The organism is Nocardia vinacea, assembly GCF_035920345.1.
Classification (GTDB): domain Bacteria; phylum Actinomycetota; class Actinomycetes; order Mycobacteriales; family Mycobacteriaceae; genus Nocardia; species Nocardia vinacea_A.
In genome coordinates this window covers 2,243,377-2,260,813 of the sequence record NZ_CP109149.1, presented here as the reverse complement: position 1 = coordinate 2,260,813, position 17,437 = coordinate 2,243,377, and the positions used below count along the sequence as shown (strand labels likewise).

General features: G+C 65.7%; 20 protein-coding genes. 11 read left to right on the top strand and 9 right to left on the bottom strand.

The features are described 5' to 3' along the window. Positions 1 to 27: 27 nt before the first annotated feature. The 3 genes from OIE68_RS10645 to OIE68_RS10635 all read right to left on the bottom strand — a co-directional run bounded on the left by OIE68_RS10645 (position 28) and on the right by OIE68_RS10635 (position 3,265). A complete protein-coding gene (locus tag OIE68_RS10645) occupies positions 28 to 189 on the bottom strand; it encodes a hypothetical protein (RefSeq protein WP_327099212.1) in 162 nt (53 codons plus the stop codon). Positions 190 to 222: 33 nt separating this feature from the next. Further along, on the bottom strand, positions 223 to 1,674 hold the full coding sequence (locus OIE68_RS10640) for an amidase (protein WP_327099211.1): 1,452 nt from the start codon (positions 1,672 to 1,674) through the stop codon (positions 223 to 225). A 553-nt stretch (positions 1,675 to 2,227) separates the two neighbouring features. Next, positions 2,228 to 3,265, bottom strand: coding sequence for a hypothetical protein (locus tag OIE68_RS10635; protein ID WP_327099210.1), 1,038 nt, complete (start codon positions 3,263 to 3,265; stop codon positions 2,228 to 2,230). Between the two features lie 57 nt (positions 3,266 to 3,322). Here OIE68_RS10635 and OIE68_RS10630 point away from each other — a divergent pair, with 57 nt between their 5' ends. The 4 genes from OIE68_RS10630 (at position 3,323) to OIE68_RS10615 (ending at position 5,668) form a co-directional block, all read left to right on the top strand. Further along, the gene (locus tag OIE68_RS10630; RefSeq protein ID WP_327099209.1) at positions 3,323 to 3,766 is read left to right on the top strand and encodes a MarR family winged helix-turn-helix transcriptional regulator; all 444 of its coding nucleotides are present in this window, start codon (positions 3,323 to 3,325) and stop codon (positions 3,764 to 3,766) included. Positions 3,767 to 3,843: 77 nt separating this feature from the next. Continuing rightward, positions 3,844 to 4,923, top strand: coding sequence for a dihydrodipicolinate reductase (locus tag OIE68_RS10625; protein WP_327099208.1), 1,080 nt, complete (start codon positions 3,844 to 3,846; stop codon positions 4,921 to 4,923). Beyond that, entirely contained in the window at positions 4,920 to 5,405 is a 486-nt protein-coding gene (locus OIE68_RS10620; protein ID WP_327099207.1) for a carboxymuconolactone decarboxylase family protein, read from the top strand. The genes OIE68_RS10625 and OIE68_RS10620 overlap by 4 nt, the downstream gene beginning before the upstream one ends. A 65-nt stretch (positions 5,406 to 5,470) precedes the next feature. Continuing rightward, the gene (locus tag OIE68_RS10615) at positions 5,471 to 5,668 is read left to right on the top strand and encodes a hypothetical protein (protein WP_327099206.1); all 198 of its coding nucleotides are present in this window, start codon (positions 5,471 to 5,473) and stop codon (positions 5,666 to 5,668) included. 5 nt (positions 5,669 to 5,673) lie between these two features. Here OIE68_RS10615 and OIE68_RS10610 read toward each other — a convergent pair whose 3' ends face one another. Beyond that, entirely contained in the window at positions 5,674 to 6,360 is a 687-nt protein-coding gene (locus OIE68_RS10610) for a hypothetical protein (protein WP_327099205.1), read from the bottom strand. A 97-nt stretch (positions 6,361 to 6,457) separates the two neighbouring features. On the opposite strand from OIE68_RS10610, the gene OIE68_RS10605 reads away from it, so the two are divergent. Both OIE68_RS10605 and OIE68_RS10600 read left to right on the top strand, forming a co-directional pair. Continuing rightward, positions 6,458 to 6,736, top strand: coding sequence for a metalloregulator ArsR/SmtB family transcription factor (locus OIE68_RS10605; RefSeq protein ID WP_327099204.1), 279 nt, complete (start codon positions 6,458 to 6,460; stop codon positions 6,734 to 6,736). Continuing rightward, positions 6,733 to 7,125, top strand: coding sequence for a VOC family protein (locus OIE68_RS10600; RefSeq protein WP_040690671.1), 393 nt, complete (start codon positions 6,733 to 6,735; stop codon positions 7,123 to 7,125). Before OIE68_RS10605 ends, OIE68_RS10600 begins: the two co-directional genes overlap by 4 nt. A 3-nt stretch (positions 7,126 to 7,128) precedes the next feature. Here OIE68_RS10600 and OIE68_RS10595 read toward each other — a convergent pair whose 3' ends face one another. Further along, positions 7,129 to 8,049, bottom strand: coding sequence for an LLM class flavin-dependent oxidoreductase (locus OIE68_RS10595; protein ID WP_327099203.1), 921 nt, complete (start codon positions 8,047 to 8,049; stop codon positions 7,129 to 7,131). A gap of 57 nt (positions 8,050 to 8,106) precedes the next feature. Further along, positions 8,107 to 8,616, bottom strand: a complete 510-nt coding sequence (locus OIE68_RS10590; RefSeq protein ID WP_040690789.1) for a GtrA family protein — start codon at positions 8,614 to 8,616, stop codon at positions 8,107 to 8,109. 192 nt (positions 8,617 to 8,808) lie between these two features. Between OIE68_RS10590 and OIE68_RS10585 the strand changes: the two genes are divergently transcribed. Then, on the top strand, positions 8,809 to 9,612 hold the full coding sequence (locus OIE68_RS10585) for an aldose 1-epimerase (RefSeq protein ID WP_327099202.1): 804 nt from the start codon (positions 8,809 to 8,811) through the stop codon (positions 9,610 to 9,612). 3 nt (positions 9,613 to 9,615) lie between these two features. On the opposite strand, the gene OIE68_RS10580 is transcribed toward OIE68_RS10585, so the two are convergent. After that, a complete protein-coding gene (locus OIE68_RS10580; protein WP_327099201.1) occupies positions 9,616 to 10,368 on the bottom strand; it encodes a TetR/AcrR family transcriptional regulator in 753 nt (250 codons plus the stop codon). 97 nt (positions 10,369 to 10,465) lie between these two features. Here OIE68_RS10580 and OIE68_RS10575 point away from each other — a divergent pair, with 97 nt between their 5' ends. Together OIE68_RS10575 and OIE68_RS10570 are read left to right on the top strand one after the other, a co-directional pair. Continuing rightward, the gene (locus tag OIE68_RS10575; RefSeq protein WP_327099200.1) at positions 10,466 to 11,668 is read left to right on the top strand and encodes a DUF418 domain-containing protein; all 1,203 of its coding nucleotides are present in this window, start codon (positions 10,466 to 10,468) and stop codon (positions 11,666 to 11,668) included. Positions 11,669 to 11,687: 19 nt separating this feature from the next. Continuing rightward, positions 11,688 to 12,137, top strand: coding sequence for an AAA family ATPase (locus OIE68_RS10570; protein WP_327099199.1), 450 nt, complete (start codon positions 11,688 to 11,690; stop codon positions 12,135 to 12,137). Between the two features lie 54 nt (positions 12,138 to 12,191). On the opposite strand, the gene dapA is transcribed toward OIE68_RS10570, so the two are convergent. After that, complete coding sequence (gene dapA / locus OIE68_RS10565; RefSeq protein ID WP_327099198.1) at positions 12,192 to 13,085, bottom strand: 4-hydroxy-tetrahydrodipicolinate synthase; 894 nt, start codon at positions 13,083 to 13,085, stop codon at positions 12,192 to 12,194. A 72-nt stretch (positions 13,086 to 13,157) separates the two neighbouring features. Here dapA and OIE68_RS10560 point away from each other — a divergent pair, with 72 nt between their 5' ends. Continuing rightward, positions 13,158 to 14,036, top strand: a complete 879-nt coding sequence (locus OIE68_RS10560) for a LysR substrate-binding domain-containing protein (RefSeq protein ID WP_327099197.1) — start codon at positions 13,158 to 13,160, stop codon at positions 14,034 to 14,036. Between the two features lie 72 nt (positions 14,037 to 14,108). Here OIE68_RS10560 and OIE68_RS10555 read toward each other — a convergent pair whose 3' ends face one another. Further along, positions 14,109 to 15,599 carry a carboxylesterase/lipase family protein gene (locus OIE68_RS10555; protein WP_327099196.1) on the bottom strand — a complete coding sequence of 497 codons (1,491 nt, stop codon included), beginning with the start codon at positions 15,597 to 15,599 and terminating at the stop codon, positions 14,109 to 14,111. A 273-nt stretch (positions 15,600 to 15,872) separates the two neighbouring features. On the opposite strand from OIE68_RS10555, the gene OIE68_RS10550 reads away from it, so the two are divergent. Beyond that, entirely contained in the window at positions 15,873 to 17,390 is a 1,518-nt protein-coding gene (locus OIE68_RS10550) for an FAD-dependent monooxygenase (protein ID WP_327099195.1), read from the top strand. The last annotated feature ends 47 nt before the right edge of the window (positions 17,391 to 17,437 follow it).

Below are 17,437 nucleotides of genomic sequence, written 5' to 3'. Positions count from 1 at the left end.
ACGTTGCGCGCCGTGCGAAATTGCAGTTCATCTCGACTTTTCGCGGTTTATGGCGAACAGGTGTTCGATGTGCGTCGCGCACTCAGCGGCGATACCGTGCGTTGCCGCGAACGCCCGTGGCAATTGGCGGATGTTGACTTCTGCAACGATTCTCGGGTTGTCGTGGTCGGTTGCGATTTCGGCGGGCACCTCGCTCCCCGACGGACACCCGGTAGTACGCCCCTATTTCGGTGCCTGGAAGCCGCCGATCTTCTGCTCGAGTAGTTCGGCCAGCCGCAGTGGGGTGCGGTCTTCGAACATCGGACCGATGAGCTGCACTCCCACCGGCAGGCCCTCGGGTGACCGGCCCGCGGGGATGGCGGTGGCGGGCAGGCCGGGCATGGTGGCCATACCGGCCCAGACGAGCTGGTCGAAGTACGGGTACGCGATGCCGTCGATGTCGATGTGCCGGTTCTCCAGACCTCCGTTGTGGTCGTGCGGGAAGGCGGGAGTGGGCGTGATCGGACACACCACGGCATCGAACTCGCCGAAGAACCGCCGCCAGCCGTGGCGGTGGAGTTCGCGACGGTTGTTCGCCTCGACCCAGTCGCGGTGGCTGAGCACCATGCCGCGCAGCCGCGCCGCATCGAGGCTCCGGTCCTCCGCGCTCAGGGCGGCGGCGTGGGTCTGCAGCTGTTCGTACACGTCGACGGAAAGACTTGTGGCGGCGTTCGACAGCATCAGCAGCATGTAGAGCGTCGCCGCTTCGGTCGGATCGGGCAGCAGCGGACTGCGCCGTTCGACGCGGGCGCCCTCGTCGACGAGCGCGTCGGCGACCCGGTTCACCCCCGCCCGCACCGCCGATCCGGTCGCAATGAGCGGATGGTCCTCGATGATCAGGACACGGAAGTCGGCCAGCCGCTCGTGGCGCGCGGGCGGCAGTGCGACGTCGTAGGCGAGGCCGTGGGTCAGCGGGTCCGGTCCGGCCATCACATCCAGCAGCAGCGCGAGGTCGCCGGCGGTGCGCGCCATCGGGCCGACGACGGCGAGGTCGAGGTCGATCGGCAAGGCCGGCGCTGGCGGCGCGACCATGCCGCGGGTCGGCGCCAGCCCGAGTGTCGGCTTGTGTGCGTAGACGCCGCAGAAATGCGCGGGGGTGCGCAGCGAACCGGCGAGGTCGGAGCCGATGGACAGCGCACCGAATCCGGCCGCCAGGGCCGCCGCCGAACCGCCGGAGGACCCACCCGAGGTGCGGCCGTGATCCCACGGATTGTTGGTGGTGCCGTAGATCTCGTTGAAGCTCTGGATATCTCGCAACGTCATCGGCACATTGGTCTTACCGAGCAGCACCGCGCCGGCGGCCTTCAACCGCGACACCTGTACCGCGTCCTCGGCCGGTACGTAGTTCGCATGCTGCGGCATGCCCCAGGTCGTGGGCAGCCCGGCCATGTCGTAGGACTCCTTGACCGTGACCGGAATACCGAGCAGCGGCCGATCCTCGCCGCGGGCGCGCGCTTGGTCGGCATCGCGTGCGGCGGCCCGCGCGCGGTCGAAATCTGGTACACAGATCGCGTTGATCGCCTTGTCGTCGCGCTCGATACGGGCGATCGCCTCATCGGTCAGTTCCACCGATGTCACTTCACCAGAATGCAAGGCGGCCGCGAGTTCTTCCGCCGACTGAAAATTCCAATCCATGAATCCGACGCTATTGGCCTGCCGGAGAGGACATAAAATGCCGCTTCGCACAACAGAAAGTCGAACGGACCACGTGCACCGGTGAAGTCACACGCTCGTTCTGCCATCGAGGACGGCCCACCCCAGGTCACAGCGTCGGCAGCGGGCCAACTCCATGAGGGCAGGACATGAAACGCCGCGCCGTGCAACGGGATAGATGTCTCAATACTCATCATGTTCCTGCCCCGGCCACAGACTATTTGCCCGACCGCCGACCATGGCGGCGCGCGGCGAGTTCGGTGTGGGCCCGGAAGTTCGGGAAGCCGTCATCGGGACACCCTCACGTACTCCGCGAGGCTGCGAGCCGACGTGTGCCCGGACAGCTTCATCAGCATCGGTATGTCCGATCCTGCCATGGTCACGCATTTATACGTAACTTACGGTTACATATAAATCGGGTTCTGCGGAATTCGGATGCCAGAGCGGCGATGCGATCATCGTACCCGGTCCCGGACCGGGATGCGACGCGAAGGATTCGACCCACGAAACGTGGGTCGAATCGAACGTTGAGGTGTCAGACGCCGACTGCCTCTTCCATCTCCTCCTCGGCCTCGGTGGGTCGCTGTGCACGGACCGGAGCGATAGGAGCGGAGGAGTTACGGCGTTCGTGTCGCGCGGCCGCCACCAGCATTGCGGCGCCGACGGCCAGCCACACGAACAGGCTCGCGATGCGGTCGGCGAAACCCGCACCTCCGTCGAAGTACAGCAGGCTGCGCGCCCCCTCCACGAAACCCGCACCGTTCCAGAAGGCGTGCAGCGAACCGAAGAAGCCGTTCTGCAGTTCGGGGCGGTAGATGCCGCCGGAGGTGGTGAAGTTGAGCATGACGAACAGCACCATCAGCGCGAGCGTGGTCCAGCGCTTCAGGAAGGTGTGCAGTCCGAGCCCGACGGTGATGATGCCCGCCGAGTACAGCCAGCCCATCGCCCAGATCGCCGCGTAGTCGTGGTCGACGATATGGAAGACCGGCGCGGCCACCACGATTCCGATGATGCTGACCACCAATGCGGTCGCCAGGCCGATCACCGCGCGCACCCGCATGGACAGTCCGGCGCCCGCCGCACCGATCGCGGCGACGCTGCCGTAGGAGCCGATGCTCAGGGCGACGAGCAGGAAGAACAGACCCTGTCCGGTGGGGTCACCACTGGCGGTCTGGGTGATATCGGTGACCGCCATCGGCACCCCTTGCGTCCCGGCTACCTGCCGGAACACCAACTCGACCGCCATCGCCGTGGTGTCCGAATTGGCCTTGGCCACAAGCAGTTCGGGATGTTGCGCATCGGGAATGTACGCGCCGGAGAGCGTGCGGTCCCGCAGCTGAGCGGTGGCGTCGGCGCGGGCGGGCAGCGTGACGACCTCGAGCGCGTCACCGGCCTTGTCCTTCATGGTCTGCGCCAGCACCATGTCCTGCGCGGATGTGCCGACCACAGCCACCTTCAGATGATTCGGCTCGGGTTGATGGAACGCACCCAGATAGGCCAGTGCCATGCCGAGACACATCAGCAGTGGGGTCAGCAGATGTCCGGCGACATGCCGTAGCTGGTGCGAACGCATGAAGGTCAACTCCTAATAGTTGGTAAATACAACTGTTATTGTTGTATCATACAACTGATGTATAGTGCAACCATGGCCACCGAACCGCGCACCGCGGCGATCCACATCATCCAGCGCGAACTGACCGCCTTCGCTCGGCGCGCCCGCGGCCGCGCCTCGGAGCTGCATCCGGAGTTGTCGCTGGTGGCGTCGAGCATTCTGGATCTGGTCATCGAGCGCGACGGCTGTCAGGCGACCGATCTCGCGGACCACTTCGTGCTCGACAAATCCACCGTCAGTCGGCAGGTGGGCGCGCTGGAGCGCTTGGGCTACCTGACCCGGGAGGTCGATCCGGAGAACCGCCGCAACCACATCCTGCGGCCGACGCCGGAGGGGCGGCGGGTGGCGGGGGCGGCTGAGCGGCGGCGCCACCGGGAGTTCGCCGAGCGCTTGACGGCATGGGATGACGCCGACATCCGGCGTTTCGCCGAGTATCTGATCCGCTATAACACCGCGAAATAGCCGCGCGAATTCCATAGTCCCACTGTGTAATCCCCATAATCCCGGCCACCGAACCAAGCGCTTGCTACGCTGACTCGATGATCCCCACGATCGTCTGGGGCACCGGCAATGTCGGCCGCGCGGCCATCCGCGCCGTCGACGCCCACCCGGCGCTGGAACTCACGGGCGTGCTCGTCCACAATCCGGATAAGGTCGGCCGCGATGCGGGTCGGCTCGCGGGGCTCGACTACGACCTCGGCGTTGCGGCGACCGCCGATATCGAGGCGGCCCTGGCCGCCGGACCTCGGGCTGTGGTGTACGCGGCCTCGGGTGATATCCGCCCCGACGACGCGCTCGCCGACATCGTCCGGGCCATCGAGTCCGGCGCGGTCGTCGTCACCCCGGCGCTCTACGCGCTCTACGATCCGCGCAGCGCCCCACCCGAAATGCGCGATCCGGTGCTGGCGGCGATCACGCGGGGCGGCGGGTCGCTGTTCGTCTCCGGTGTCGATCCCGGCTGGGGCAATGATGTGCTGCCGCTGCTGATGAGCGGACTCGGCAGCACCGTGGATGTGATCCGCTGCCAGGAGATCTTCGACTACACCACCTACGACCAGCCCGATTCGGTGCGCTATCTGGTCGGTATGGGCCAGTCGATGGACTATCTGCCACCGATGGTGGCGCCGGGCATACCGACCATGGTGTGGGGCGGACAGATTCGGTTGATGGCGCGGGCGCTGGGCGTCGAACTCGAGGAGATCCGCGAAACCCTGGACCGCCGTGCGCTCGACACCACCGTGACCACCGAGCGCATGGGTGATTTCGCGTCGGGTATGCAGGGCGCGTTGCGATTCGAGGTGCAGGGGATCGTCGAGGGTGAGCCGCGCATCGTCATCGAGCACGTCACCCGGATCCACCCGACCTGCGCGCCGGACTGGCCGACGCCGCCGGACGGCGAGGGTGCGCACCGCGTGCTCATCGAGGGCCACCCGCGTATCGAGATCACCATCGAGGCCGCCGACGAGGACGGAAACCGTTCCGCGGGCGGCAATGCCACCGCGGTCGGCCGATTGGTGAATGCCATCGACTGGCTCGTCGCCGCCGACCCCGGACTCTATGACGCGCTCGATGTCCCACTGCGTCCCGCAGTCGGCAAGCTCGGAAGGAAGCATCCATGATCATCGACATCCCCGAGGGCAAGGACCCGATCGGTTACGTGTGGGGCGAGATGGTGCCCGGCATCGGCCTGGCCGCCTCGAACTTCTCGCTGTCGGTGTATTCGCATTCGACCCTCGGACTGCGCGAATTCGAGGCGGCACGGCTGAAGATCGCCCAGGTCAACGGCTGCATCTTCTGCCTGGATTGGCGCACCGAGCGCGACGGTAAGAAGGTGGAGCCGGAGTTCGCGGACGCGGTGACCAACTGGCGTACCACCGAGCTGTTCGACGAACGCACCCGGCTCGCCGCCGAATACGCCGAACGCTACGCCACCGATCACCACAATCTCGATGACGAATTCTGGGATCGGATGCGCGCGCAGTACAGCCAGACCGAAATCGTCGAATTGAGTATGAGCATCGGGTCGTGGCTGGCCTTCGGGCGGCTCAATCACGTGCTCGGGCTCGACGCGGTATGTGTATTGCCTGGGCATTCGTCGTAGGCGAATGTCTTTGTCCCACCGTCTACTCGCACCTGCGCACCCGATGTGCCGCCGCATCGGCTCGCTTGTCCCCGAATTTCGCCGAGCACCGCGCGATCGAATGCCTCGACGACTGCGAGTCCGAAACCCGCGCCCTCGGCGTCATCCACGCGAGCGATCGGACGCCGATGGTGCGGGAACGAATTCGTGGCATGGCCGAGGATGTGACCGAGGAAGACCGCAATCGGCGAACGGCCTGTGCGCGAATTGCCCAGTGGCGCTGACTATTTCATTCCAAAGGCGCCCAGGCGATGCCGTCCAGTCGGCCCCACTCGTCGCAGGCCCAGTCCCAGATGAGTTGGGCAACGGTCGCGCCGTCGGTCACTGTGGCGCGCAGGCGTTGGTCGCGGATCGGATGGTGGATTTCGAGGGTGTAGTCGGTGGGGGAGTTGTGGTGGGCCCGGATGAAACTCTTTGCGTCGTTTCGCTTTTCGGCGATCAGATATGGGGTGGCGGCCAGCAGATGGAGTTGGCGGACCCAGTCGAAGATCTCGCGCTGGGTGAGTGAGGAATATTTGCGTTCACCGCCGATATCGATCGAGGCGTAGCGGCGTATTTCGGGGCTGGTCAAGGTGTTGGACCGCGCATCGTAGATTTCATATGCGAAACCCGCGATGAGGGCTTCGATGAGTTCGCGTACCCGCGGCGCGGCGTAGTCCATAGCGGAGCCGCGAGTCCTGCGGCGATCCACACTGTCGGCGGCGGTTACCCGCACCGAGTCTCCGGCCGCCTCGATCCGCAGCCTGGCGTGCCGGGCGGCGGCCGGAATTCGGCTGTTCCAGCTGTGCAGTCCGGCGATTACGGTCTGGTAGAGGTGGTCATCGGCGGGTTGCCCGCGTCTGGATCGAAAATATTGAAGTACGTCCCCCGGCGATGCCGCCGCACCTGCGGGCAGCACCACGAACTCATAGCTCATCAACCCAATTTAACTCGGCCCCCGACACATTCGCCCGCCCTGTTTTCGATCTGAACTCCACTTGATAGGCAAGTGGTTACTTGCCTATAGTGAGGGTGTGAGCGGCGATGTCTTCAAGGCGCTTGCCGACCCCACGCGTCGGGCGATCCTCGACGAACTGGCCGATCGCGACGGCCAGACCTTGTTCGAGCTCTGCGCACGGCTCGCCATGGGCCACCAGCTCACATCGAGCAGGCAGGCGATTTCGCAGCATCTGGACGTGCTGGCGGCCGCCGGTCTGGTGACCACGCGCCGGGACGGCCGGTACAAATTCCATCATCTGAATCGAGAACCACTGCGGCGGCTCACCCACCGCTGGCTCCAGGAGGACCGATGATCCGCATCAATATCACCAGTGTTCTGGTCGACGATCAGGACAAAGCGTTGCGCTTCTACACCGAGGTGCTCGGCTTCGTGAAGAAGACCGAGGTTCCACTCGGCGAGGCGCGCTGGCTGACGGTCGTGTCACAACAGGAACCGGACGGCGTCGAACTGCTGTTGGAGCCCGATGGGCATCCGGCGGTCCGGCCGTTCAAGGAGGCGCTGGTCGAGGACGGAATTCCGTTCACGTCGTTCGCGGTGGACGATCTGTACGCCGAGTACGAGCGGTTGCGCGGGCTCGGCGTGCGATTCACTCAGGAGCCGCTCGATCAGGGACCGGTTGTCACCGCGGTGCTCGACGACACCTGTGGCAACCTGATTCAGATCGCACAGATGAAGGGCTGAGGCTCAAGCCGTTCGGAGCAGGGCGTCGGCGAGGAGATCCAGCTGGCGGCGGGCCTGCAGTGAGCCGATGCGCAGCACCAGATGCTGCGCGCCCGCATCGAGGTACCGTCCGAGCCAATGGACGCATTCGTCGGCGGAACCGCCGAAATAGGCTTGAATCGTGGACATTTCGTCCAGCGATCGGCGGTAGTACCGGCGGACGTAGCCGTCGAGTTCAGTGCGCGCGGCGGCGGAGTCCGGGTTGATATTGATGGTGGCGTAAAGGGCAGGGGTGATGCTGCGGGTGGTCATTTCGCGCAGGGTGTGCCATGCGCGGGCGTAGGCGTCCGGGTCCGGCAGAAACGGTAGCCAGCCGTCGTAATACCGGGCCACCCGTTCGAGCACTCGAGGTGTGTCACTGCCCGCCAGCCACAGCGGGGGACCGGCCGGGCTCGCGGCGGGGAGGGTGCGGGTCAGATCATCGAGTTGCCAGTAGCGGCCGTCGAATTCGGTTCCGCCGGACCAACTCCGGCGCCAGATGGCGACCGTTTCGTCGAGTCGGCCGACGCGTTGGTCGAAAGGCACACCGACAGCGGCGAACTCGTCCCGGCTCTCGGGTAGCGGGAATCCGGCGCCGAGACCGAGGACCAACCGGCCGTTGCTGAGCTGGTCGACGGTGGCGGCGGTGTGGGCGCCGAGCAGTGGATGACGCAAAGTCGCGGTGAGTGCGGCGGTGCCGAGTTGGACGCGCGCGGTAGTCGCGGCGACGGCGGCGAGCAGTGGCAGCGGATCGACTCGGGTTCGTGCCAGCGGGGAATCGCCGATCCACACCGAATCGAACCCGGCTTCCTCGGCGGCCCGCGCGAACCGGACCAATCCGGCGGCATCGTGTTCGCCGGTCATCGAGGTTTCGCGGCTGGGTAGCAGCAAGCCGATCTGTGTCATACCGGCGATCTTCGCCCCCGTTGCCGAATCGGGGCAATTACCTCGAAGGTAAGCGACCTAGCGCGGTTCGAGCTCCGATTGGACGAGATCGTCGGGGAAGGCATACCGCCGAAACGCCCAGTAGCGGAACGCCATCGCGAGCAGCACGCCCAGAATCTGGCCGGTGATGAAGTTCGAGACGGCCTGGGTGACCGGGCTGACGTGCGGCACCCGAATATCGAGTACATACAGCGCGACCGCCTGCGGCAACAGCGTGACACCGATCCCGAGCGCACTGATCGCGAAGAACAGCGCAGCCTCGTGATGCCGCTCCCGACCGCCCCTGGTCCGGAACGACCACTCCCGATTGAGCACATACGACACGATCGTGGCGATCAACACACCGAGCACGCGCGCGGTGAGCGGCTTCTCGCCGAGCACCGTCAACTTCAGCGCATAGACGATCCCGGTGTCGATGAACCAGGTGATCCCACCCACGACGGCGAACTTGAGCAGCTCACGCCGCTGGATCAGATACGACCGGTACGGCTCCGGGATCCGGTCGAGCGCAAGCTGGACGAAGGACACGCCCCGCACTATATCCAGCAAATCCGTCACCTCACGTTTCCGACCGCCGATGCCGCCCTAACCCAAGCATGCCCGCTCCCGTCGCGCCAGGTAAGTCACCTCCGGTGTTTCGCGCCCGCCGCGTCGGTCAGCGTAACCGGGCTGCTCATGGCACTGTGTCTTACCTGACCCATAGCCGGAGGAGGAGCGCTCATGGCCGATGCAGGCAATTCCCGTGTTGTGCTGACCGCAGAGAAGGCACAGGTCAGCATCGCGCCGGAGAATGGCGGGCGGCTGACCAGTTTGCGGGTCGGTGACGTGGAACTGTTGCGGCAGGGCGCACGGTACGGCGCGTTTCCGATGGCGCCCTGGTGTGGGCGGATGGGATCGGGGCAGTTCCGGTATGGCGGCACGTTGCACCAGATGCCGATCAACGCCGATCCACACGCCATCCACGGCACCGCGCGCGATAGGGCCTGGCACGTCCTCAGCACCACCGAATCCACCGCCGCGCTGAGCTGCGAGCTCACGGACCCGTGGCCGTATCGCGGGCGAGTCACCCAGGAGTTCCAGCTCTCCGAGCACTCGATCACCCTGACCATGCGGGTCGAAACAGCGGGTGAGCCGTTCCCGGCGCAGGTCGGTTGGCATCCGTGGTTCCTGCGAAATCTGGGCTCAGGCAAGGACATCGAGCTCGACTTCACCCCAGCCTGGCAGGAGGAGCGCGGCCCCGACTATCTGCCGACCGGACGCCGCATTGCCCCGCAGCCCGGTCCCTGGGACGACTGTTTTGCGATGCCCGATGGCACGACTGTCACCCTGACCTGGCCCCATGCTCTGGAGCTGACCATCACCAGTCCCGCCGAGTGGGTCGTCGTCTTCGACCAACAACCCGAAGCCGCCTGTGTCGAGCCACAATCCGGTCCGCCCAACGGCATCAACACCCACCCGCGGCCGGTCACCGCGAGTGACCCGTTGGAACTGTCCACCACTTGGGCCTGGCGTTTGCTCGACTGAGTCCTATGCGCCATCGATCTCGGCGGCCACGCCGTTGAGGATCAATTCCAGCGCGAATACGAAGTCCTGGTCGTCGGAATCGGTATCCCCGTCCGGCGGTGATTCGAACAGCGGACTGGCGAACAGTGCGGCCGCCGCGGGGAAGCGGTCCGGATCGACGAGGACGGCCAGCGTGCGGCGGTAGTTCCGATTGGCCTGCACCTCGTCGAGACCCGTGCCGCGCCGTGCCTCGGTGAGCTGCTGGGTGAGCAGACTCGCTTGCCGCACATGTCCGCTCACCAGCATCAGGATGCCCGCCTTGGTGGCCCAGGTGAGTCCGGTGTCGGCGAGTGCGCGCAGCGCGGCATCCATCCAGCCGATCGTGTTCGGACCACGGGGCGGCCCGGAGATCGGTACTTGCGGCAGCCACGGATGCTCGGCGTAGACCGCGCGCATCGCATGTGCCCACTCTCGCAGCCCGGCCCGCCACTCGAGGGGCCCGGTGCCGAGATCCGGTGCCGGGCCGATGGCTGAATCAGCCATCAGCTCGAAGAGTTCGTCCTTGGAACCGACGTGGCGGTACAGCGCCATTTTCGTGAAACCCAGTGTCTGCGCGACCTTCAGCAGCGTGACCGCGCCCAGCCCGAAGCGATCGGCGAGATCCACTGCGGCGCGCACGACCCGGTCGACGTCCAGTTCCGCCGGTCGGCCCAGCCGTGCGGGTGTCGGGAGTCGCCAGAGCCTGCCCAGGTCGGCGGGCACCGCCTCGTCGGCCATGGCCTTACCTCCTCCGATGCTTTTGGCGGATACTAGCCCGAGAGATAGTATATGTTGGATAGTATCCCTCGGATACTATCGATTTACGGAGAACACAATGACCGATCAACTGGTCGCCTCCAGATCCCGAGTGCACGACGTCGATGCCCTGCGCGGCTTCGCCTTGTTGGGCATCTTCATCGTCAATATCACCTTCATGGCCTCGGGTTATCCCGGCAATCTGGTGATCGACCCCGACTACACCTCCACCCTCGACGATGCCGTGCGCGGACTGTCCGAGGTGTTCGTCGATATGAAGTTCTATCTGCTGTTCTCATTCCTGTTCGGCTACAGCTTCACCCTGCAGATGGAATCGGCGGCTGCCGCGCGAGCCGCCTTCGAACCGCGGATGCTGCGTCGCATCGGAGGCCTGTTCGTCCTCGGTGTGCTGCACATCGTGTTCCTGTACGCGGGCGACGTACTCACTACCTATGCGGTGGCGTGCTTGGTGTTGTTCTGGATGCGGCGGGTCAGCGACCGAACCGCATTGCGCGTCGCGGCGATTCTGTACGGCTTGGTCGTGGCGAGCCTGCTGCTCGGCACTGTATTCATGGATCTGTCGGCAATGCTGCCCTCGACCGCCGAGGCACAAGCCAATGCCGAGCATGCAACCCAGGCCATGCTCGGCGGCTGGGGCGACATTATCGGCGAACACCTCGACGGCCTCGGACTCCTTGTCCTGCAATCTCTTACGCTGCAGGGACCGACCGCACTGGCCATGTTCCTACTCGGCTTGGTCGCGGGCCGTCGCAAACTGCTCGCCCACGTACACGGCGACGAACCCATCCTGCGTCGAATCCAACTCATCGGCTTCCCCATCGGCCTGGCAGGCAGCATCCTGTTCACCATCGGCGGCGGCACCGGCCATACCCTCACGGTAGCGATCAGCGTCGCCACCGCCCCATTCCTCACCGCCGCCTATGTCGCAACTCTGCTCCGAGCAATGCACAGCCCCCGCACCTCCTTCATCCGCATGGCGCTGGCCCCCGCCGGCCGCATAGCCCTCACCAACTACCTCGCCCAATCAGCAATCGGCCTACTGATCTTCACCGGCATAGGCCTGGCCGCCGCCGGCACGTTCTCCCCGCTCGCCACGATGTCCACAGCCGTGCTCGTCTTCACCCTCCAACTAGCTCTGAGCGCACTCTGGCTCCACTGGTTCCGCTACGGCCCCGCCGAATGGACCCTCCGCTGGATCACCAACGCCCACCGCCCCACCTGGCGCAAAATCCCGTCTGAACCGGTGATGGATCAACCATGAGGCCAGTAAGAATGTCCGGGTGACGCAACGAGCGAAGGACAAACTCCTGGTGCTGGTCAACGGGCTGCCCGGCTCGGGTAAGTCGACTTTGGCGCCGCCGCTCGCCCGCGAACTGGATGCGCAACTGCTCTCCAAGGACGCTGTGAAAGAAGCCTTGGCGGAATGTATTTCCCGGCCCGATGCCGTGCCCTCGCTCGGTGCGATCGCGATGGAGGCTGTCTGGGCGATGGCCGCGGCGATACCGCAGGCCGCGGTGCACAACGACGGGCTCCGCTCTGTGCGCGATTGGGACACTTGGGCCGCGCATGGTCGACCGTTGGAGCTGACCCCAGTTATCAATGTCGACACCACGAGGCCGACCAATACTGCCAGCCTCGCGGCCGAGATCGAAACGACCGCGGCAGCAGTTCCTCCCACAGCGCTGGCGCACCCACCTGCGCGCGGTCAGCGAACGGAGGAGCTCGGCTGAGCGGGCCGTCGTCGCGGGTTCGTGAATCCGATTGGTGCGCTGGGGATTAGACGGTCAGGCACGGACAGTTACGGAAAGTTGGTGCAGGGCTTCGAGGGCTGCGGTGGTTGTTTCGGAGGTGGCGGGGAGGAGGGGGAGCCGGACGGTGGGGGTGGGGATGCGGCCTTGGGCGGCGAGGACGGATTTGATGACTACCGGGTTGGGTTCGGCGAACAGAGCTGCGGAGAGTGGGGTGAGTCGGTGGGTGAGGGTGCGGGCTTCTTGGATGGGGCCGTTGCGCCAGAGGTGGATCAGGGTGGCGAAGGCGGAGGTGGTCAGGTGGGCGGTGGCGAGGATGCCGCCGATGGCGCCGAGGGCCAGTAGTGCGGCGGTGTGCAGGTCGTCACCGGCCAGGACGGTGACGTCGGGTGGGAGGGCGGCCATGAAAGTGGTTGTGGTGTCGTCGATGCCGCCGACGGCGTGTTTGAAGCCGATGATGTTGGGGATGCGGGCGAGTTCGTGGAGGGTGTCGGGGCCGAGGGCACGGCCGGTGCGGTGCGGGATGTTGTAGACGATGAGGGGGACCGGGCTGGAGGCCGCCAGGTGACGGAAGTGGGCGATGACGCCCGCTTCCGAGGGGCGGGTGTAGTAGGGGACAACGGTGAGTGCGGCTGTGACGGCGGACCCGAGGGCGGCGAGCGCTTCGGCCGAATCCGCGGTGCAGTTCGTGCCCGCACCGGCGATCAACGGAGCGTTGCGTTCTCGGCAGACAGTGCCGCAGATATCGAGGACGCGGTGACGCTCTTCCGGGGTGAGGGTGGCGGTTTCGGCGGTGGTGCCGAGGGCGACGATGCCGGTTGCACCGTCGTCGAGTACCTCGTGGGCCAGGCCCGCCAGTGCGTCGGCGGCCAGATCGCCATTGGCGGCGAACGGCGTGATCAGAGGGACGAATAGGCCGGTGAGCGTCATGGTTTCAAGACTGGCCCGCCGCAATACTTCAGGTCCAGTTCATCTTTCTTCCGCCGAGCATAAGCTGAACTGATGCTTGATGTTCGAAGGCTGCGCCTGCTGCGTGAATTGGCCCATCGCAGGACGATCGCGGCGGTCGCGGAGGCGATGAACTATACGCCGTCGGCGGTCTCTCAGCAGTTGACTGCACTGGAGCGGGAAGCAGGCGTACCGCTACTCGAACGGACCGGGCGAGGCGTCACTCTCACACCCGCCGCACTCACCCTGGTCGAACACGCCGAGACAATCCTGGCGGCACTCGAACAAGCCACCGCCGACCTCGCGGCCTCCCGCGCCGCACTTACGGGAACGCTGCGCATCGGCGCTTTCCCTACGGCAGTCGCCACGATCCTCTCCCCGGCCCTGGTCGCACTGAGCCGCGACCATCCGCGACTGGAATTGCTGGTCACAGAACTGGATCCGGCCACCGTCCCGGACGCACTGCGCACGGATGCGCTGGACGTCGCGCTGGTCCAGGAATACGACTACGTGCCCGCCGAACCCGATCCCGCCCTGGACACCGAGCCGCTCCTCGAGGAGACCATCTACCTGGCCACCCCGACCATTACATCCCTGGAAGACCACCACGACGCCTCCTGGATCGCGGGCACCCCCGGCACGCTCTGTCACACCATGACGATCCGGGCCTGCCAGGCAGCCGGATTCACCCCGCGGGTTCGCCATCACGTGGACGATTTCAGTACAGTCCTGGCCCTGGTCGCGGCCGGCCAGGGGGTCGCCCTCGTCCCCGAACTCGGCGCACTCACCCCACCCCCGAACGTGGTGCTCACAGCCCTGTCCACCCGACGCAAAACCCACCTGGCCTACCGGCGCGGCACCGGCCGACACCCAGCCGTAGTCGCGGCCCGCGCCGCCCTACGCGCCTCCGCTACCACCAAACTCGGCAGGTAACCAAGATCAGGTGGATGCCATGGGGCATCGCCCGAGTAGCTCCCACCGCCAGTTCCACCTGATCTCGAGCGGCTAAGCGACGGACTTCCGCAGTGCCGCCAATTCGTCCCCGCGGGGATCACTCACGACACTCGAGTCCGGACTGTCGAAGATCTGGACCAGACGCGAATTCTCTTGGAAGCGTGGCCAACCCGGATCACCCGACTCGGCGAAAGCCACCCAGGCCGAATGGATTTCATCGGCGAGCGGTTGCGGCGGGTTGGGGCCGGTCAAGGTCTGCGCGCCCGCGAGGGCGTCGAAGACGAACGGCACCTCCAGGACATGACAGGCCCCGAGCCCCTCGATGCCGGATGACCACGCGAACTCATAGGCGTAGCTCGGCGCACCCGCGGCGGCGGTCGACTGCGCGATTCGCAGCGTGTCCGAGCGGAAGGCCCGATCGGTAATGATGGCGGCGAAGACATCCGCCGCCGTGGCACCCGGACGATTGGCACCGTAGATATTCCCGAGCGCAGGATGGAGTCCGTACCGGGTGAGCACGAAAGGCAGTGTCTCCGCGGTGATTCCGGCGGCGATACCGGTCGGCACCGTGAAGAACCGGAACTCCTCGGCGGTGCATCCGGCAATGAGCGGGACCGCCCGATCAGGTTGTGTGGCAAGAACTTTGACCGGCTGACCTTCGATCACCTCACCATCGATCACCGGAAGCAGACCCATGATCCCCATCCCGTTGCCGATGATGGAGGATCCCCACCGCGCCGGATCCGGATCGCTCATCAGCGCGAGCGCGAGCGCGTCTTGCGCCCCGCGTAGCTCATCGGGACCGAGCTCGCCGAAATCAGCCGCGGTGGGGCTGACTCCGAGGCTCGTGGCCAATTCACCGGCGAGTTTGCGCGCATCCTCAACGGCCACCGCGGCGGATCCATTGCCGCTCTGCATGATCGCCTGCCGGAACAAACCGCGCGACAGCGGTGAGGCCATCAGCGTCGCCACACTCATCCCGCCCGCCGACTCACCGAATATGGTGACCCGGTTCGGATCCCCGCCGAAGGCCGCGATGTTCTCCTGCACCCACTGCAGCGCGAACAGTTGATCGTGTAGTCCCCGGTTGAGCGGTGCGTCCGGCACTGCCGCGAAGCCGGATATGCCGAGCCTGTAATTGATCGAAACCAGCACGACCCCGTCGCGCGCGAACGCCGCACCGTCGTAGATCGCCCTCGCATTGGACCCTCGGGTGAATGCGCCGCCATGAATCCACACCATGACCGGCAGTCCGGAACCGCCCGGATCCGGTGTCCACACATTGACATTCAGATATTCGTCGCCCGGTATCCCGTCACTGCCGATCAGCGCGTGTATCGGCGGGGGATAGTGGGTCTGCACACAGGTTGCGCCGTGAGTGAGCGCATCACGAACCCCCTGCCAGTCCGGCACAAGCGTCGGCAGCCGGAACCGCGCGGGCCCGACGGGCGCCGCCGCATACGGCACTCCGAGAAATGCGCTGACGCCAGCGGTCGTCCGGCCGCGAATCTTGCCGCCGGTGACAGAAACAATCGGTTCCATGAGTCTCCTTCGCTCGACTCGATTCTCTACGCAGCACCCGGCGTCGGACCACAGTTTCGAGCACCTCGCAGAACTTCCGGAATAGCCGCAGATACGCGATTACCGTTATCGGCGCATCGGGCGTCTCCGCCGCCGCGTTGTCGCAGACCGACCACGCGATCGGTGTGGCAGCCATCGATCAGCTCGACTGAGGTCGACGAGTTCCGGTGCGACGCAAGGCGCGTGCAAGGCGACGCAAGCCCGCCGCAACCACACATCGGCAGAGTCGAGCTCATGAACGAGACATTCGATGTGATGGTCGCCGGTGCCGGACCCGTCGGACTGATGCTGGCCTGCGAACTCCGCCTCGGCGGTGCCGAGGTGCTGGTGGTCGAGCGACTGGCCGAACCCGATATGACCATCAAGGCCGGCGCGATCAATGTGCCGACCGCACAGGCGTTCTACCGCCGCGGCATGCTGCCCGACCTGCTCGAGCAGCAGAATGCGACGGTACAGCGCATCCGCGCGGCGGGCATGTTCCCGAATGCCGCGAACCAGCGTCTGCCGATCGCTGGTCATTTCGCGGGCATCATGCTCCGTGCGGACGAAATCGATTTCGAAGACCCGGTTTTCGCCGAACTCGGCCCGGGTGCCGAGGCGGTGCTGGTGGCCCAGCAGGCCATCGAGGCGATCCTGGCTCGGCGTGCCGACGAACTCGGGATCGAGATCCGGCGCGGTGTGGAGTTGACCGAATTCGACGATGACGGATCCGGTGTCACTGTCCGCCTCGCCGACGGCACCGTCCGCGCGAACTGGCTCGTCGGCTGCGACGGTGGCCGTAGCACGGTCCGTAAGCTGGCCGGATTCGATTTCCCGGGTCTGGACCCGGAGATCACCGGCCATCAAGCGGTCGTCGAAATGACCGGCGCCGAGGGCTTGCGTCCAGGCTGGAACACCACCCAAACCGGGATCTACACCAGTGGTCCGATACCGGGCAGGATCATTACCGTGGAACTCGACGGTCCGCCCGCCGACCGGACAACGCCGGTCACCGCGGCCGAATTGCAGGCCAGCGTGCGCGCGGTGTCCGGTGTGCCGGTCGAGATCAGCGCGGTTCATTCGGCAACGCGGTTCACCGACAACACCCGCCAGGTCACCGACTATCGCAAGGGTCGGGTGCTGTTGGCCGGCGACGCCGCCCATGTGCATTCGCCGTTCGGCGGGCAGGGCCTCAATCTCGGCATCGGCGATGCGGTCAACCTCGGCTGGAAATTAGCGGCCGTGGTGCGCGGCGACATGAGCGAAACTCTCCTCGAAACCTACACCGCCGAACGTCATCCGGTCGGCGCATGGGTGTTGGAGTGGACCCGCGCGCAGGTCGCGCTGATGAGAATTGACCAGCGCAGCAAGGCATTACGCGAGGTGATGACCGATCTGCTCGCTACCCGCGACGGCAGCACCGCCATCTTCAAGAAGATCTCTGGTGTGCTGCACCGCTACGACCTCGGCGGCGGCCACGACGTGGTCGGCGCGGTCACGCCGGATATCGAACTGTCCGACGGCAGTCGGCTCGGTGCGCACTTCACCGATGGTCGGGCAATCCTGTTGGATCTGGCCGATTCCGCTGAGCTGAGGACGATCGCCGCACCGTGGTCGGATCGGGTGCGCGTGGTGACCGCGAAACCCGTTGCACCACGAGATCTTTCCGCGATGCTGATCCGACCGGACGGCTACGTGGCCTGGGCCGCGGATTCCGGCGAGCGCGATGGACTTGCCGAAGCGCTGCGACGCTGGTTCGGCGACAAATCCTGATCGGCTGATGCCAGCCCGGACATCGTGGACCGGGCTGGCACGTTGAT

Coding starts and splice junctions, on each gene's coding strand:
- OIE68_RS10625 (WP_327099208.1), top strand. CDS start 3,844: ATGATCCCCACGATCGTCTGGGGCACCGGCAATGTCGGCCGCGCGGCC.
- OIE68_RS10575 (WP_327099200.1), top strand. CDS start 10,466: ATGACCGATCAACTGGTCGCCTCCAGATCCCGAGTGCACGACGTCGAT.
- OIE68_RS10585 (WP_327099202.1), top strand. CDS start 8,809: ATGGCCGATGCAGGCAATTCCCGTGTTGTGCTGACCGCAGAGAAGGCA.
- OIE68_RS10595 (WP_327099203.1), bottom strand. CDS start 8,049: ATGACACAGATCGGCTTGCTGCTACCCAGCCGCGAAACCTCGATGACC.
- OIE68_RS10555 (WP_327099196.1), bottom strand. CDS start 15,599: ATGGAACCGATTGTTTCTGTCACCGGCGGCAAGATTCGCGGCCGGACG.
- OIE68_RS10635 (WP_327099210.1), bottom strand. CDS start 3,265: ATGCGTTCGCACCAGCTACGGCATGTCGCCGGACATCTGCTGACCCCA.
- OIE68_RS10550 (WP_327099195.1), top strand. CDS start 15,873: ATGAACGAGACATTCGATGTGATGGTCGCCGGTGCCGGACCCGTCGGA.
- dapA (WP_327099198.1), bottom strand. CDS start 13,085: ATGACGCTCACCGGCCTATTCGTCCCTCTGATCACGCCGTTCGCCGCC.
- OIE68_RS10620 (WP_327099207.1), top strand. CDS start 4,920: ATGATCATCGACATCCCCGAGGGCAAGGACCCGATCGGTTACGTGTGG.
- OIE68_RS10600 (WP_040690671.1), top strand. CDS start 6,733: ATGATCCGCATCAATATCACCAGTGTTCTGGTCGACGATCAGGACAAA.
- OIE68_RS10580 (WP_327099201.1), bottom strand. CDS start 10,368: ATGGCCGACGAGGCGGTGCCCGCCGACCTGGGCAGGCTCTGGCGACTC.
- OIE68_RS10640 (WP_327099211.1), bottom strand. CDS start 1,674: ATGGATTGGAATTTTCAGTCGGCGGAAGAACTCGCGGCCGCCTTGCAT.
- OIE68_RS10610 (WP_327099205.1), bottom strand. CDS start 6,360: ATGAGCTATGAGTTCGTGGTGCTGCCCGCAGGTGCGGCGGCATCGCCG.
- OIE68_RS10630 (WP_327099209.1), top strand. CDS start 3,323: ATGTATAGTGCAACCATGGCCACCGAACCGCGCACCGCGGCGATCCAC.
- OIE68_RS10560 (WP_327099197.1), top strand. CDS start 13,158: ATGCTTGATGTTCGAAGGCTGCGCCTGCTGCGTGAATTGGCCCATCGC.